The organism is Paraburkholderia jirisanensis, assembly GCF_054782355.1.
This window is the reverse complement of the sequence record NZ_BAAGSQ010000029.1, coordinates 731,029-746,894: the sequence shown is the minus strand read 5'-3', so window position 1 is coordinate 746,894 and position 15,866 is coordinate 731,029. Positions and strand designations below refer to the sequence as shown.

Below are 15,866 nucleotides of genomic sequence, written 5' to 3'. Positions count from 1 at the left end.
CGGGTGGCGCGTGCGCTTACCTCTATTTATCAGTCATCCGTATAAACCACGCGATACGGCGTGCGGATCTTTTCCCACTCCGCCGCTTCCTGGCTCAGGCTGTAGTCGGTCAACGGATTGTTCTGCACCCACGAGTTCGGCAGTCGCACTTCGTAGCCGCCGTTGGCCTGCGCGACCTGGATATCCGGCAATCCGACGTCCGCGCGTCGCCGGCACAGCAGCGACGCCAGACGCAGGCAGAACAGCAGCGGCCATTCAACCTCACGCGCCTGCGCGAGCTTCCCGAGCTTGCCCGCGTGCCCGAGCACCAGCGCCGCGACGCGCGCCTGATCGGTGCGCGAAAAGCCCGGCATGTCCGCGTTGCTCGCGATATACGAAGAATGCTTGTGATACGAGCTATGCGAAATCGATAGACCGATCTCATGCAGCGCCGCCGCCCAGCCGAGGAACATCCGGTCTTCTTCGCGGCGCTCCGCGTCCGGTTCGTCGAGCTGATCGTAGAAGCGCACCGCCAGTTCGCCGATGCGGCCCGCCTGCGCGCGATCCACGCCATAGCGCCGCATGAAGCCTTCGACGGTGACGGTCCGCATATCCTGATGCTGCGAACGGCCCAGCAGGTCGTACAGCACGCCGAGGCGCAACGCGCCGTCGGTGGTATCGACGTAGTCGATATCGAGTTCGTTGAACACCGCGAGCATGATCGACAGGCCGCCGGCCAGCACCGGCACGCGGTCCGGCTTCAGTGCCACCAGCTTCAGCCGGTTGACGTTTTCGGCCTTGATCAGCGCGCGCTTCAGGCGTTCGAGGCCGGCGCGCGAGATGCCGTGCGTGATGCCCGGATCGTTGAAGCCGTTCGCCTCGACCAGCTCCGCCAGCGCGCGCGCCGTACCGGACGAGCCGACCGCCTGCTCCCAACCGGTCTTCTTGTAGTCCGCGGAGAGAATCTGGATTTCGCGCGACGCGGCGAGCTCGGCCTGCCGCATCGTATATTCGTCGACGTTGCCGGCCGGGAAGAATGCACGGCTATGGCTGACGCAGCCGATATAGAGACTTTCCATCTTGATCGGCGTGTAGTGCGAGCCGATGATGAACTCCGTCGAGCCGCCGCCGATATCGACCACCAGCCGCTTGCCCGAACTGGCCGGCACCGAATGCGCCGCGCCCGCATAAATCAGGCGCGCCTCTTCGCGGCCTGCAATCACTTCGATCGGGAAGCCCAGCGCGGCTTGCGCTTCGCTCAAAAATTCGCCGGCGTTTTTTGCCACGCGTAATGTATTGGTGGCGACGGCGCGCACATGGTCCGGGTGAAAATCGCGCAACCGTTCGCCAAATCGCCGCAGCGCATCCCAGCCGCGCTCCTGCGACGCGCGATCGAGCATCTTGTCGCGCGACAGGCCGGCGGCGAGGCGCACTGGCTCGCGCAGCGCGTCGACCTGATAGATCTGGCTGCCCGCATCGGTTTCTTCAACACGCCCTACAATCAGGCGGAAGCTGTTCGAACCGAGATCGACAGAAGCAAGCAATGGCGGGTTGTTGACCATCAGTGGTGGAGACTCCATGCGCGCGGACAAACGGCTATTTGGCATGCCCGCCCTGTTGAAAGGCGCCATTTTAAGCGTACTGGAACCCACGATGTCACCTCGACCGATGTCAACAGCGGCAGACGAGGCATATCTTCCCGTATACCTTGCGTCACAATTAAGACACGTGACTGGATTACGCGATAAAATTTGCGTCAAACGTAAACGTCACAAAAATACCATCAATCTGTGAGAATTTCCGAGCGTCCCTTCGAGTCCTTTCCTGCGTCCCTTTCCGCGTCTTCAACGCTGCCGATGTCCATCCGCTACCCTCTTCTGAATCGCGAGCTGGGCATTCTGGGTTTCAACGAGCGCGTGCTCGCACAAGCCGCAGATCCCGCAGTCCCCCTGCTCGAACGCTTACGTTTCATCTGTATCACCAGCAGCAATCTCGACGAGTTCTTTGAAATCCGCATGGCCGGATTGCAGGAACAGATGCGTGATAACCCGGGTGCGCTGTCGCCGGACGGCATGTCGCTGCAGCACGCGTACGATCTGGTCGCCGAACGCGCGCAAAAGCTCGTGCACCGGCAGTATGCGATGTTGCAGGAAACGGTGCTGCCGGCCCTCGAGGACGAAGGCATCTATTTTCACGGCACCGAAGCGTGGAACGAAGCGCAAACCGAGTGGGCACGCCATTATTTTCTGAACGAGCTGCTGCCGGTGCTCACGCCGATCGGTCTCGATCCCGCGCACCCTTTTCCGCGCGTGCTGAACAAGAGCCTGAACTTCGTCGTCGAGCTCGAAGGCAAGGATGCGTTCGGCCGCCAGGCGGTGATGGGCATCGTGCAGGCGCCGCGTGCGCTGCCGCGCCTCGTGCGCATGCCGCAGGAGCTGTCGGGCTATCCGCACGGCTTCGTGCTGCTGAGCTCGCTGATGCAGCACTTCGTCAGCGAACTGTTCCCGAGTCTCGCGGTGCGCAGTTGCAACCAGTTCCGCATCACGCGCAATAGCGAGCTGTTTGTCGACGAAGACGAAATCACCAATCTGCGCGTCGCGCTGCAGGGCGAATTGCCCGCGCGCCATCTGGGCAATGCAGTGCGTCTCGAAGTGTCGGCCGAAACGCCCGCGCATCTGGTGCGGCGGCTGCTCGACGAAAGCAGCCTGTCGCTGAAAGATTGTTATCGCGTCGACGGGCCGGTGAATCTGGTGCGGCTGATGCAGCTGCCGGAGATGGTCGATCGGCCCGATCTGAAGTTCGTGCCGCATATTCCGGCCACACCGTCGCAAATCGCGGCGAGCCCGAATCTGTTCGACGTGATCGATCAGAACGACGTGCTGCTGCATCATCCGTACGAAAGCTTCCAGCCGGTGCTCGAACTGCTGTTGCAGGCCGCGAAAGATCCGAACGTCGTCGCAATCAAGCAGACCATCTACCGCACCGGCACCGATTCGCCGCTGATGGACGCGCTGATGCAAGCCGCGCGCAACGGCAAGGAAGTGACGGTGGTGGTCGAACTGCTCGCGCGCTTCGATGAAGAGACCAATATCAACTGGGCGTCGCAGCTGGAAGCGGTCGGTGCGCACGTCGTGTATGGCGTGGTCGGGCACAAGTGCCACGCGAAGATGATGCTGATCGTGCGGCGCGTGTCGGAAGGCGGCAAGTCGATGTTGAAGCGCTACGTGCATCTGGGCACCGGCAACTATCATCCGCGCACCGCACGGCTTTATACCGACTTCGGGCTGATGACCGCCGACCAGAAGATCTGCGAAGACGTGCATCACGTGTTCCAGCAGTTGACGGGTATCGGCGGCGAACTGACGTTGCATGAATTGTGGCAATCGCCGTTCACGCTGCATCCGCGCCTCGTCGAGTCGATTCGCGCCGAAGCCGAGCATGCGCGCGCCGGCAAGCGCGCGCGCATTGTCGCGAAGATGAATGCGCTGCTCGAACCGACCGTGATTGCCGAGCTTTATGAAGCGTCGCAAGCGGGTGTGAAGATCGATCTGATCGTGCGCGGCGTGTGTGCGCTGCAGCCGGGTGTGCAGGGGCTATCGGAGAACATCACGGTGCGCTCGATCGTTGGGCGCTTCCTCGAGCATCACCGCATTTTCTATTTCTACGACAACGGCAACGAGCAGGTGTATCTGTCGAGCGCCGACTGGATGGATCGCAACTTCTTCCGGCGCGTCGAAGTGGCGTTTCCGATCAATAACCGCCGGCTGAAGCGGCGCGTGATCGCCGAGGGGCTGTCGGCCTTTCTCGGCGACAACCAGGCCGCGTGGCTGATGCAAAGCGATGGACACTATCGGCGCAGGCGGCCGGGGAAATCGTCGCGTAACGCGCAGATGAGCCTGTTGACGAAGTTCTGCTCGTAGTTCGCAGTTGAGGCCGATGGCGGGCGCGTGGCGCTGCAGCAGATGCGGCGCGCGCCACGCCAGCCATCACTGGCGCACTGCCATCAAGCCGGCGCCGGCTGCCGCCGCGCCGTGCGATACGCCGGGAAGCGCGCAGTGAAGGTACTGCCGCGCCCTTCTTCGCTCTTCACCTCGAGTTGCGCATCGTGCCGTTGCAGCACGTGCTTGACGATCGCGAGACCCAACCCCGTGCCGCCCGTATCGCGCGAACGGCTGCGGTCGACGCGATAGAAGCGTTCGGTGAGCCGCGGAATATCCGCTGCAGGAATGCCAAGACCGCTGTCGGTCACCGAGAAGGTGGCCTGCGCGCCATGCGTATGCCATCTCACGTGAATCGTGCCGCCATCCGGCGTGTAGCGCACCGCGTTCGTGACGAGGTTGCCGAGCGCGCTCAGAATCTCCGTCTCGACACCCGTCACCGTCAGGCCTTCGTCGAGATCATGCGTGATGCGGTGACGGCCGCCCGACAGCGTTTCCGCGTCATCGCACAGGTGACGCAACACCGCGCGCATATCGACCATCTGCTCGCTCGGCAACTTGCCGTCGCCTTCGAGCGTCGCCAGCACCAGCAGGTCGCGCACGATGTGCTGCATGCGCGCCGCCTGCTGCTCCATCAGTTCAAGATAACGCGCGCGCTCAGCATCGTTGAGCGGCAATTCGCGCATCGTCTCGAGAAAACCGGCCAGCACCGTCAGCGGCGTTTTCAGTTCATGCGACACGTTCGCGACGAAGTCGCGGCGCATCGAATCGGTTCGCTCGAGTTCGGTGATGTCCTGCGACAGCATCAGCTTGCGGTTCTCGCCGTACGGAAACACCTGCACCGACAGCACGTTCAGGCGCCGCTCGCCCATGCCGCGCATGATCAGCATTTCGTCGTACTGGTGTGAATTCAGATAGCGGATGAAATCCGGCTGCCGCACGAGGTGCGTGATGTGCTGGCGCAGATCGCGTTTCGCGTCGAGGCCGAAATGCAGCTCGGTGATCGCGTTGCACCACTCGATCTGATCGTGATCGTCGAGCATCGCGACGCCGTTCGGCGATGCCTGGATTGCCTGGATAAAGCGCGAATGCTGCTGCTCGACCTGGCGCACCTGCGCGTGCCAGCGCTTCGCGAGCTTGTGCAACCGGTAATAGATTTCGCCCCAGATGCCCGGTGCGCTGGGGACTTCGCCGTACACCGGCGCATCGAGCAAACGCCACAGATGCTGCTTGTGATACGTGCTGAAGATGCCCTGCACGAGCAGGACCAGAACCGCGAGGGCCAGTGCTACCTTGACGTTCACGATTGCGCCGACTACCACGCACAGAACAGCCAGCAGCACGACCGAGACGATGGAGCGCGCCCAGATGATGTTCATGTTTCAGTGAGCGAAGTGAGAGCCACGGGGCCGCGCTTGCCGGCTACTCGAGCCGTCCATGCGTGCCGCCTTTGCGCATTGCCGCGCGCATGACCGTGCGCGCGTTGCGATTGCTGTTGCCGTTGATGCCGGTTGTTACCCGTTATTGCCGTTGCTGTCGCCGACCAGCTGCGCGCAGTTATGCGCTTTTCGCGAGCCGGTAGCCGCTGCCCCGAACGGTTTCGATCATAGCATCGCAACCTGCCGGTTTCAGTGCTGCACGCAGACGTTTGATATGCACGTCCACGGTCCGCTCTTCGACGAACACGTGATCGCCCCACACCTGGTCGAGCAACTGGGTGCGGCTATGCACGCGCTCCGGATGCGTCATGAAGAAATGCAGCAGACGGAATTCGGTCGGGCCGAGATCGAGTTTGACCTCGCTGCCCTGCGCATGCGCGGCTACCCGGTGCGTCGACGGATCGAGCTTCAGACCGTTGATCGCGACCACGTCCTCGGTGAGCTGCGGCGCGCGGCGGCGCAACACCGCCTTGATACGCGCCATCAGCTCTTTCGGCGAGAACGGCTTGGTGACGTAGTCGTCGGCGCCGATCTCGAGGCCGAGCACCTTGTCCTGCTCATCGCCACGTGCGGTCAGCATGATGATCGGAATGTGCCTGGTGCGTTCGTTGTTACGCAGATCGCGCGCGAACGCAATGCCCGACTTGCCCGGCAGCATCCAGTCGAGCAGAACCAGATCAGGCAGTACATCGCTGATCAGGTTTTGCGCCTGTTCCGCGTTATACGCGCGGATCGGGCAATGTCCGGCATGCTGCAGGTTCACCGATATCAGTTCGGAGATAGCGGGTTCGTCTTCGATGATAAGAATACTGCTGGGCATCAGGGCCTCTTGAGCTCTTAACAGAAATCAGGTTCAGTGAGGCAAAACGGGCGTCTAGCCCAACGCCTCACGCTCGAGCGCGTCGCGCGACTTATGCCGCACGTCGGTGCCTTTGACGATGTAGATGATGAATTCCGCGATGTTCTTCGAGTGGTCGCCGATCCGTTCGATCGCCTTGGCGATGAACAGGAAGTCGAGGCCCACCGAGATCGTGCGCGGATCTTCGGTCATGTACGAAATCAGCTTGCGCACGAAGGCGCGGAATTCTTCGTCGATCGCCTTGTCGTCGCGCACGATCTGCGCGGCGGCAACCGTGTCCAGACGCGCGAACGCGTCGAGCGCGCGGCGCAGGATCGACACGGCCATTTCGCCGGACAGCTTGATCTCGGCGATGTTGATGGTGCGCGATGCGCCGTCTTCCATCAGGCGCTTGGTGCGCTTGGCGATCTTCTCGGCCTCGTCGCCGGCGCGCTCGAGATTGGTGATCGTCTTCGAGATCGCGAGCAGCAGGCGCAGATCGCGTGCGGCCGGCTGGCGGCGCGCGATGATGTTGCTGCATTCCTCGTCGATTTCGACTTCCATCGCGTTCAGGCGGTCTTCGGCCGTGATCACCTGTTCGGCGATATCGAGGTCGAAGTTGTTGAGCGCGTTCATTGCCGCAACGATCTGCGCTTCGACGAGGCCGCCCATTTCGAGCACTTTCGACGACAGCAGGTTCAGATCGGCGTCGAACTGGCTGGACAGGTGTTTATCGGTCATGTTTGACTCCCTTCCCTGGCGTTGCGTGCATGCGTGCGTGCACCTGGCATCAACCGAAGCGGCCGGTGATGTAGTCTTCGGTTTCTTTACGTACCGGCTTGATGAAGATCTTTTCGGTGTCGCCGAATTCGATCAGTTCGCCGAGGTACATGTACGCAGTGTAGTCCGAGCAGCGCGCCGCCTGCTGCATGTTGTGCGTGACGATCACCACCGTGTAGTCGCTCTTCAACTCGGCGATCAGTTCTTCGATGCGGCCGGTCGAAATCGGGTCGAGTGCCGAGCACGGTTCGTCGAGCAGCAGCACTTCCGGACGGATCGCAATGCCGCGCGCAATACACAGACGCTGCTGCTGGCCGCCCGACAGGCCGTAGCCGCTCTGGCCCAGCTTGTCCTTCACTTCGTTCCACAGCGCCGCCTTGGTCAGCGCCCATTCGACGCGGTCGTCCATTTCGGAGCGCGACAGCGATTCGAACATCTTCACGCCGAATGCGATGTTGTCGTAGATCGACATCGGGAACGGCGTCGGCTTCTGGAACACCATGCCGATGCGCGCGCGCAGCAGCGAGATGTCGCGCTTGGTGGTGAGCAGGTTTTCGCCGTCCATCAGGATTTCGCCTTCGGCGCGCTGCTCCGGATAAAGCGCGTACATCTTGTTGAAGGTGCGCAACAAGGTCGACTTGCCGCAGCCCGACGGACCGATAAACGCGGTCACCTTGCCTTCGGGGATCTGCAGGTTGATGTTCTTCAGCGCGTGATACTTGCCGTAGAAGAAGTTCAGGTTGTTGACTTCGATCTTCGAGCGCGACACAGCCTGCTCGCGACCATGCTGGGCCGGATCGAAACCGGCCGGCGCGGCCGGACGTTCGATGGGATTCAGGTGAGTTTCTGCCATATTCATCGGATCGCTCCGCCCTTACTTGTTCGAAAAGATCGTACGCGCGAGGATATTCAATCCCAGCACACCGAGCGTGATCAGGAATACGCCCGCCCAGGCAAGCGACTGCCATTGGGCAAACGGGCTCATCGCGAACTTGAAGATCGTCACCGGCAGGTTCGCTATCGGCTGATTCATATCCCACGTGAAGAACTGGTTCGACAGCGCGGTGAACAGCAGCGGCGCGGTTTCGCCGGCAATCCGCGCGATCGCGAGCAGCACGCCGGTGACGATGCCGGCCACCGAGGCCTTCAGCGTGATCGACGTGACCATCTTCCACTTCGGCGTGCCGAGTGCGAAGGCGGCTTCACGCAGCGCGCCGGGCACCAGCTTCAGCATGTTTTCGGTGGTGCGGATCACGATCGGAATCTGCAGCAGCGCGAGCGCGACGACCCCGGCCCAACCGCTGAAGTGGCCCATCTTCGCGACGAACAGCGCGTACACGAACAGACCGACGACGATCGACGGCGCCGACAACAGGATGTCGTTGATGAAACGCGTGACGCCCGCGAGCATGCCCTTCTGGCCGTACTCGGCGAGATACACGCCTGCCATGATGCCGATCGGCGTGCCCACCACGGTGGACAGCAACACCAGCATCAGGCTGCCGACGATCGCATTGGCGAGACCGCCGCCATCGGTGTTCGGCGGCGGCGTCGACTGCGTGAACAGTTCGATCGACAGACCGCCGACGCCCAGACGCAGCGTCGTATAGAGAATCCACACCAGCCACAGCAGACCGAACGCCATCGCTGCCAGCGACATCGTCAGCGCGACTGCGTTAGTAAACCGGCGGCGCTTTTGCAGCCGGGTGCGCATCTGTTCGAGCAACGCCAGATCGGTCGTGCCCGGCATATTCAGAGGTTGGCTCATCGCTTGGCACCCTCCCCTTTCTCGAGACGCAGCAGCATCAGTTTGGAAATCGCCAGCACGATGAACGTGATGACGAACAGGATCAGGCCGAGCTCCATCAGCGCGGCCGTGTGCAGGCCGGGCGAGGCTTCCGCGAATTCGTTCGCGAGTGCCGACGTAATGCTGTTGCCGGGCGAAAACAGCGACACGTTGTCGAGCAGGTTGGTGTTGCCGATCACGAAGGTCACCGCCATCGTTTCGCCGAGTGCGCGGCCGAGGCCGAGCATCACGCCGCCGATCACGCCGTGCTTGGTGAAGGGCAGCACGATCTTCCACATCACTTCCCACGTCGTGCAGCCGATGCCGTATGCCGATTCCTTCAGCAACACCGGCGTGACTTCGAACACGTCGCGCATCACCGAGGCGATGTACGGGATGATCATGATCGCGAGGATCACGCCGGCACACAGGATGCCGATGCCGATCGGCGCGCCCTTGAACAGCGCACCCACGACCGGAAGGCCGGACAGCAGCGTGCCGAGCGGCTTTTCGAACCACTCGGCGAAGATCGGCGCGAATACCAGCAGGCCCCACATGCCGTACACGATCGACGGAATCGCGGCGAGCAGCTCGATCGCGATGCCGAGCGGCCGGCGCAGCCACGCGGGGGACAATTCAGTCAGGAACAGCGCAATGCCGAAGCTGACCGGCACCGCAATGATGAGGGCGATGATCGACGTCGCAATCGTGCCGTAAATCGGTACCAGCGCGCCGAAGTGCTCGGACGGTGGATCCCACTCGGCGGTCCACAGGAAGCTCAGACCGAACTTCTCGATGGTGGGCAGCGACGCGACGATCAGCGACACGATAATGCCACCGAGCAACAATAAGGTGACGATGGCGGCCAGCCGCGCAAGGCCGCCGAAAATAACGTCGCCGGTGCGGCTGGGCGCCTTCTGCTGCGCTGCGCTACCGGACGGGTTCGACACGATTGGGATGTCGGACATGGGAGCCTGTCGAAACTGTTTCCAGATGCCGTGCGCAGGATGCGCAGCGGCCGGTACTACGGCCACGCGGCCTGATCGAGGCCGCTCAGTTTGCTACGTGTGTGCTGCGAGTTTGCTACGTGTTTGCTGCGCATGTGCCGCGGGCATGGCGCCGCGGTGAAGACTGCGCGGCGGGCACCGCGAGGCGCCCGCCGCTGCTTCAAAGCTTATGCTACTTGCCTACTGCTTACTGGGCTGCTGCAACTGCCTTGCCCGATGCATCCTTCACCTTGGTCGACCACTGAGCGCGGATCGTCTTCACCACTGCGTCCGGCAGCGAGATGTAGTCGAGGTCCGACGCAGCGCCGGCGCCGTTCTTGAACGCCCAGTCGAAGAACTTCAGCGTTTCTGCGCCTTCAGCCGGCTTGTCCTGCGTGGTGTGCACCAGCACGAAAGTCGCGCCGACCACCGGCCATGCGTCCTTGCCCGGCTCGTTCGTCAGGATCTGGTAGAACGACTTCGACCAGTCTGCGCCGCCTGCGGCTGCCTTGAAGGTGTCCGTCTTCGGCTCGACCACTTCACCGGCGGCGTTCTTCATGCCCGTGTACGTCATGTGGTTCTGCTTCGCGTACGCCCATTCCACGTAGCCGATCGCGCCCGGCAGACGTTGCACGAATGCTGCCACGCCGTCGTTACCCTTGCCGCCCGTACCCGTCGGCCAGTTGACCGTCGTGCCTTCGCCGATCTTCGTCTTCCACTCGTCGTTCACTTTCGACAGGTAGTTCGACCAGATGAACGTCGTGCCCGAACCGTCGGCGCGGCGCACCACGGCGATGTCCGTATCCGGCAGCTTGACCTTCGGGTTCAGCGCGGCGATGGCCGGGTCGTTCCACTTCTTGATCTTGCCCAGGTAGATGTCGCCGAGCACCGGGCCCGACAGCGTGATTTCGCCAGCCTTCACGCCCGGCAGGTTGACCACCGGCACCACGCCACCGACGACCGTCGGGAACTGGAACAGGCCTTCCTTCGTGAGGTCTTCGTCCTTCAGCGGAGCGTCCGAACCTGCGAAATCAACCGTCTTGGCGATGATCTGCTTGATGCCGCCCGACGAACCGATGCCCTGGTAGTTGACCTTGCCGCCGCCCGACTTCTGGTAGGCGTCAGCCCACTTCGTGTAGATCGGTGCTGCGAAGGTGCTGCCCGCGCCAGTAATGTCGGCGGCTTGCGCTGCGATCGCGAAGAGCGCGCCAGCCATGCCAGCGAACGCGGTTTGCATCAATTTCATGAGACCTCCAGTGGTGTGAGCGGATGACACGACACCGCGAAGAATAGGGTCTCTTTGTGACAGTCATGTGACTATTTGTGAAGCTGACGTGACAGCGAGGTTACTAAGGTGTAAGGCGGTGCGCAGGCGAACGTTTGCGCAATCCGGTTGTTTCTACACATGTTTGCACGGCAAATGCCGTTATATTTGCCGCAACGCGTTGATTTCATGCGGCTTGCGTAGCGGCTGACAGGTGCTTGCAATCACCAGGATGGGGAGCCGCCCGCGGTGGTTTGCGCCGGCCGCGGGTGGATATATTTCAGACGATAGCGCGCTCATTTGACGCGCGGCGCGGTGGAATCGCGCCGCGTGCCAGTTATTTCATGCTGTGGCGCATGCAGTGCCTCACGCGCTGGTTCGTTCAGTGGTTCGTGTGGCGCTTCACACCACGGTTCACGCCGTGGCGCGGCGGACCACTTCGGCGATCGCCTCCGCATGACCCACCGCTTCATGCTCGTGCGCCGCCTCGACCATCACGCGCAGCACCGGCTCCGTGCCCGACGCACGGATCAGCACCCGGCCGCTGCCGTTCAGCGCGCCTTCCGCTTCGCCGATCGCGCGGCGGATCGCGTCGCTGCCCTTCCAGTCCGAGCCAGGGCTCATGCGCACGTTGATCAGCTTTTGCGGGAACAGCGTCACGCCGTCCAGCAGTTCAGCCAGCGATTTACTGCTGCGTTGCATCGCCGCCAGCACCAGCAGTGCGGAGACGATGCCGTCGCCGGTCGAATGGCGGTCCAGCGACAGGATGTGACCCGAACCTTCCGCGCCCAGCTGCCAGCCGTGCTCGCGCAGCTGCTCGAGCACGTAACGGTCGCCGACCGCCGCGCGCACGAACTTCACGCCGGAACGCTGCAACGCGACTTCGACCGCCATGTTCGTCATCAGCGTGCCGACCGCGCCTTCCACCTTGCCTTCGGTCGCGATGCGGTCTTTCACCAGCACGTACAGCAGTTCGTCGCCGTTGAAGAGGCGCCCGGTCGAGTCGACTACCTGCAGACGGTCCGCGTCGCCGTCGAGCGCGATGCCGAGGTCGGCGTTGTTCGCGCCCACCGCACGGATCAGCGCATCCGGTGCGGTCGCACCGACGCCGTCGTTGATGTTGAAGCCGTTCGGCGCGACGCCGATCGTCACGACGTCCGCACCCAGTTCGTGGAACACGTGCGGTGCGATGTCATACGCGGCGCCGTGCGCACAGTCGATCACCAGCTTCATGCCGCGCAGGTCGTAGCTGGCCGGGAAGGTGCTCTTGCAGAACTCGATGTAGCGGCCTGCCGCGTCGTCGAGGCGCCGGGCCTTGCCCAGCAGTTCCGAATGCGCGCACGCCAGCGGCTGGTCTAGTTGCTGCTCGATCTGCAGCTCGACTTCGTCCGGCAGCTTGTTGCCGTCGGCCGAGAAGAACTTGATGCCGTTGTCGTCGTAAGGGTTGTGCGACGCGCTGATCACGACACCCGCCGCCAGACGCAGCGCGCGCGTCAGATAGGCAACGCCCGGGGTCGGCATCGGGCCGGCCAGCATCACGTCGACGCCCGCCGCCGAAAAACCCGACTCCAGCGCCGCTTCGAGCATGTAGCCCGAGACGCGGGTGTCCTTGCCGATCAACACGGTCGGACGTGCGCCGGTCTTTGCCCAGCGGTCGGCGCCCGCCAGCACCTTGCCGGCCGCATAGCCGAGCCGCAACACGAACTCAGGCGTGATCGGAGCCTCGCCGACCTTGCCGCGAATGCCATCGGTACCGAAATAGCGACGTGCCATTTTTATGTATCCCTCCGTCGTTGGTGGTGGTCAGCTGCGCCATGCTGCGGCGCGGGTGGCCGACCATATCTTTAGTGCGTCTACTGTGGCCGCGACATCGTGCACACGGAGGATGGCAGCACCATGCACGGCTGCGCATACCGCCGCCCCGATGCTTGCCGCAACCCGATCCGCGGGCTTCGTACGGCCCGTTATCGCGCCGAGCATCGATTTGCGCGACAGGCCGGCGAGGATCGGCAACGGCGCTTTGCCGCTGTTGCCATTGCCTGTGCCATCGCCGGCTTGCGGCGCGATCTGCGGCAAATGCGCCAGCAGCGTGTAGTTTTGTTCTACGGTCTTGCCAAAACCAAAACCCGGGTCGACGCTGATACGCGCTCTCGCGACTCCCGCTTGTAACAGCGCTGCCGTGCGCCCGGCAAGGAAATCGCGAATGTCCGCGACCACATCGCGATATACCGGCTCGCCAACCTGCATCGTCTGCGGCTCGCCGAGCATATGCATGATGCACAGGCCGCATTGGCTGTCGCGCACGGCTTCGATTGCGCCCGGCATCCGGAAGCCCCAGATGTCGTTGATCAGGTCCGCGCCGGCCGCCAATGCGGCACGCATCACCTCCGGCTTGTACGTATCGACCGACAACGGCACGTTCGCGTCGCGCAACTGCTCGACCAGCGGAATCACGCGTTCAAGTTCCTGATCGAGCGGGACCGGTGGCGCGCCAGGACGCGTCGATTCGCCACCGATGTCGATCAGGTCCGCCCCTTCGACAAGCATTTTTTCTGCCTGACGCAACGCGTCGCCCTGATTCACGAAGCTGCCGCCATCGGAAAAAGAATCCGGCGTGACGTTCAGGATGCCCATTACGAGCGGGCGCTCGAACGTTAACGTAAAACGGCCGCATTGCAGCGGATTGGAAATACTGCGCGAAGTTTCGGCGATCGACACGGCGTTTCTGGATCCGTGGAAAAGCGTGAAATGGCGTGGTTCGGACGCAGCGATACGCGCTCGCGCATGCCGCCGCAAAATACAAAACGGGCCGGTGTGAACGACACACCGGCCCGTATTCTAAATTGACCTCGCTCAGGCCGGTGCAGTTGCGCTGCCCGGCTTCACTTCGGTGCCCGGGCTGCTACCGCCCGTCGGCGCATCGCCCGGCGATGCCGAACTCTTCGGGGAACGCGGCGGACGGCCAGCCATGATGTCGTTGATCTGATCGGCGTCGATCGTTTCCCACTCCATCAGCGCAGCGGTCATTGCTTCGACCTTGTCGCGGTTCTCGTCGAGCAGACGCTTGGACAGGTTGTACTGCTGATCCAGCACGCGGCGGATTTCCGCGTCGACCTTCTGCTGCGTCGCTTCCGAAATGGTGCGCGTGAAGCCACGGCCAAACGGCGACTGCTCGTTTTCGTCGTCGACGTAAACCATCGGTCCGAGTGCATCGGTCATGCCGAAACGCGCCACCATTGCCCGGGCTGTCGCCGTCGCCTTGTTGAAGTCGTCCGATGCGCCGGTGCTGATCAGGTTCAGGAACAGCTCTTCGGCAACCCGGCCGCCAAACAGGATGGCCAGACGGTCGAGCAGGTAGTCCTTCGAGTACGTTTCGTTGTCGTGCTCCGGCAACTGCCACGTCACACCCAACGCACGGCCGCGCGGGATGATCGTGACCTTGTGCACCGGATCAGCCTTCGGCAGCAGCTTCGCGATCACCGCATGGCCCGACTCGTGGTATGCCGTCGCGCGCTTCGCATCTTCGCGAATCACCGCCGACTTGCGCTCCGGACCCATGTAAATCTTGTCCTTTGCGTCTTCGAAGTCCTGCATCTCGACAATGCGCTTGCCACGGCGGGCGGCAAACAGCGCCGCTTCGTTCACGAGGTTGGCCAGATCGGCGCCCGAGAAGCCCGGCGTGCCGCGTGCAATGACAGCTGCATCGACGTCGTTGGCAATCGGCACCTTGCGCAGGTGGACCTTCATGATGTGCTCGCGGCCGCGGATATCCGGCAGACCGACGTACACCTGGCGGTCGAAACGGCCCGGACGCAGCAGCGCCTTGTCCAGCACGTCCGAACGGTTCGTCGCAGCGATCACGATGACACCCGAATTCGCCTCGAAGCCGTCCATCTCGACCAGCATCTGGTTCAGCGTCTGTTCGCGCTCGTCGTTGCCGCCGCCCATCCCGGCACCGCGATGACGACCGACCGCATCGATTTCGTCGATGAACACGATACACGGCGCATGCTTCTTGGCCTGCTCGAACATGTCGCGCACGCGGGCGGCGCCCACGCCAACGAACATTTCGACGAAGTCCGAACCGGAGATGCTGAAGAACGGCACCTTCGCTTCGCCGGCAATTGCGCGCGCCAGCAGCGTCTTACCGGTCCCCGGAGGGCCGACCAGCAATACACCACGCGGAATGCGACCGCCCAGCTTCTGGAACTTCTGCGGATCGCGCAGGAAGTCGACCAGTTCGGAGACTTCTTCCTTGGCTTCGTCGCAACCGGCGACGTCGGAGAAATTAATGGCGTTGTTGTTCTCGTCGATCAGACGAGCGCGGGATTTGCCGAACGAGAAGGCCCCGCCTTTGCCGCCCCCCTGCATCTGCCTCATCATGTAGAACCAGAAACCGATGATCAGGATCGTCGGCCCAAGGTAGTACAGCGCGGATACGAGGGCGTTGGGTTCGTCGTCAGCCTTGCCGCTGACCTGAACGCCGTACTTCATCAGGTCGCCGACCATCCAGATGTCGCCCGGAGAGACGATCTGGTATTTCTGGCCGTCGGCCGGCGTCACCGTCAGGTTCCTGCCCTGAACGATCACACTCTTGACTTTGCCGGTTTTCGCATCGTCCATGAACTGCGAATACGAAACGCCTTCCTGGACGCGGGGCTTGTCGAACTGCTTGAACACCGTAAACAGCACCAGTGCGATGACCAGCCACACTGCTGCTTTCGAAAACATGTTGTTGTTCAAAGCACCACTCCTTGACTCATTGACAAGCGCCTACATTTGCCTTGCGGCATCACCTAGGCATTCTAATCCAGTCCGTAGACCCCTGCCATAAGCAATCGCGACCGTATATATCG

At 62.5% G+C, this 15,866-nt stretch carries 12 protein-coding genes; 1 reads left to right on the top strand and 11 read right to left on the bottom strand.

What is annotated here, in order from left to right:
• Positions 1–29: 29 nt before the first annotated feature.
• Entirely contained in the window at positions 30–1,541 is a 1,512-nt protein-coding gene (ppx, locus tag ACYVNQ_RS29055; protein WP_460907407.1) for an exopolyphosphatase, read from the bottom strand.
• Positions 1,542–1,835: 294 nt separating this feature from the next.
• Between ppx and ppk1 the strand changes: the two genes are divergently transcribed.
• Positions 1,836–3,899, top strand: a complete 2,064-nt coding sequence (gene ppk1, locus ACYVNQ_RS29050; protein ID WP_460907405.1) for a polyphosphate kinase 1 — start codon at positions 1,836–1,838, stop codon at positions 3,897–3,899.
• An 83-nt stretch (positions 3,900–3,982) separates the two neighbouring features.
• Here the strand turns inward: ppk1 and phoR are convergent, their stop codons facing one another.
• From phoR to ftsH, 10 genes are all read right to left on the bottom strand, one after another.
• A complete protein-coding gene (gene phoR, locus ACYVNQ_RS29045) occupies positions 3,983–5,296 on the bottom strand; it encodes a phosphate regulon sensor histidine kinase PhoR (RefSeq protein WP_460907403.1) in 1,314 nt (437 codons plus the stop codon).
• Positions 5,297–5,474: 178 nt separating this feature from the next.
• Positions 5,475–6,176: a phosphate regulon transcriptional regulator PhoB gene (phoB, locus tag ACYVNQ_RS29040; protein ID WP_460907401.1), complete on the bottom strand. Its 702-nt coding sequence runs from the start codon at positions 6,174–6,176 to the stop codon at positions 5,475–5,477.
• Between the two features lie 54 nt (positions 6,177–6,230).
• A complete protein-coding gene (gene phoU / locus ACYVNQ_RS29035; protein WP_460907399.1) occupies positions 6,231–6,935 on the bottom strand; it encodes a phosphate signaling complex protein PhoU in 705 nt (234 codons plus the stop codon).
• A gap of 49 nt (positions 6,936–6,984) precedes the next feature.
• Positions 6,985–7,833 carry a phosphate ABC transporter ATP-binding protein PstB gene (gene pstB, locus ACYVNQ_RS29030; RefSeq protein ID WP_460907397.1) on the bottom strand — a complete coding sequence of 283 codons (849 nt, stop codon included), beginning with the start codon at positions 7,831–7,833 and terminating at the stop codon, positions 6,985–6,987.
• A gap of 15 nt (positions 7,834–7,848) precedes the next feature.
• Positions 7,849–8,742 carry a phosphate ABC transporter permease PstA gene (pstA, locus tag ACYVNQ_RS29025; protein WP_460907395.1) on the bottom strand — a complete coding sequence of 298 codons (894 nt, stop codon included), beginning with the start codon at positions 8,740–8,742 and terminating at the stop codon, positions 7,849–7,851.
• Positions 8,739–9,728, bottom strand: coding sequence for a phosphate ABC transporter permease PstC (gene pstC, locus ACYVNQ_RS29020; protein WP_460907393.1), 990 nt, complete (start codon positions 9,726–9,728; stop codon positions 8,739–8,741). Before pstC ends, pstA begins: the two co-directional genes overlap by 4 nt.
• 226 nt (positions 9,729–9,954) lie before the next feature.
• The gene (gene pstS / locus ACYVNQ_RS29015) at positions 9,955–10,992 is read right to left on the bottom strand and encodes a phosphate ABC transporter substrate-binding protein PstS (protein WP_460907391.1); all 1,038 of its coding nucleotides are present in this window, start codon (positions 10,990–10,992) and stop codon (positions 9,955–9,957) included.
• Positions 10,993–11,424: 432 nt separating this feature from the next.
• Positions 11,425–12,783 (bottom strand): phosphoglucosamine mutase, encoded by a 1,359-nt coding sequence (glmM, locus tag ACYVNQ_RS29010; RefSeq protein WP_460907389.1) that lies wholly within the window; start codon positions 12,781–12,783, stop codon positions 11,425–11,427.
• A 30-nt stretch (positions 12,784–12,813) separates the two neighbouring features.
• On the bottom strand, positions 12,814–13,728 hold the full coding sequence (gene folP / locus ACYVNQ_RS29005) for a dihydropteroate synthase (RefSeq protein ID WP_460907387.1): 915 nt from the start codon (positions 13,726–13,728) through the stop codon (positions 12,814–12,816).
• A gap of 135 nt (positions 13,729–13,863) precedes the next feature.
• Positions 13,864–15,753: an ATP-dependent zinc metalloprotease FtsH gene (gene ftsH, locus ACYVNQ_RS29000; RefSeq protein ID WP_460907385.1), complete on the bottom strand. Its 1,890-nt coding sequence runs from the start codon at positions 15,751–15,753 to the stop codon at positions 13,864–13,866.
• Positions 15,754–15,866 lie beyond the last annotated feature (113 nt).

Bases quoted from the DNA above. Each gene is read 5' to 3' on its own strand.
- ppx (WP_460907407.1), bottom strand. From the start codon at position 1,541: ATGGTCAACAACCCGCCATTGCTTGCTTCTGTCGATCTCGGTTCGAAC.
- ppk1 (WP_460907405.1), top strand. From the start codon at position 1,836: ATGTCCATCCGCTACCCTCTTCTGAATCGCGAGCTGGGCATTCTGGGT.
- phoR (WP_460907403.1), bottom strand. From the start codon at position 5,296: ATGAACATCATCTGGGCGCGCTCCATCGTCTCGGTCGTGCTGCTGGCT.
- phoB (WP_460907401.1), bottom strand. From the start codon at position 6,176: ATGCCCAGCAGTATTCTTATCATCGAAGACGAACCCGCTATCTCCGAA.
- phoU (WP_460907399.1), bottom strand. From the start codon at position 6,935: ATGACCGATAAACACCTGTCCAGCCAGTTCGACGCCGATCTGAACCTG.
- pstB (WP_460907397.1), bottom strand. From the start codon at position 7,833: ATGAATATGGCAGAAACTCACCTGAATCCCATCGAACGTCCGGCCGCG.
- pstA (WP_460907395.1), bottom strand. From the start codon at position 8,742: ATGAGCCAACCTCTGAATATGCCGGGCACGACCGATCTGGCGTTGCTC.
- pstC (WP_460907393.1), bottom strand. From the start codon at position 9,728: ATGTCCGACATCCCAATCGTGTCGAACCCGTCCGGTAGCGCAGCGCAG.
- pstS (WP_460907391.1), bottom strand. From the start codon at position 10,992: ATGAAATTGATGCAAACCGCGTTCGCTGGCATGGCTGGCGCGCTCTTC.
- glmM (WP_460907389.1), bottom strand. From the start codon at position 12,783: ATGGCACGTCGCTATTTCGGTACCGATGGCATTCGCGGCAAGGTCGGC.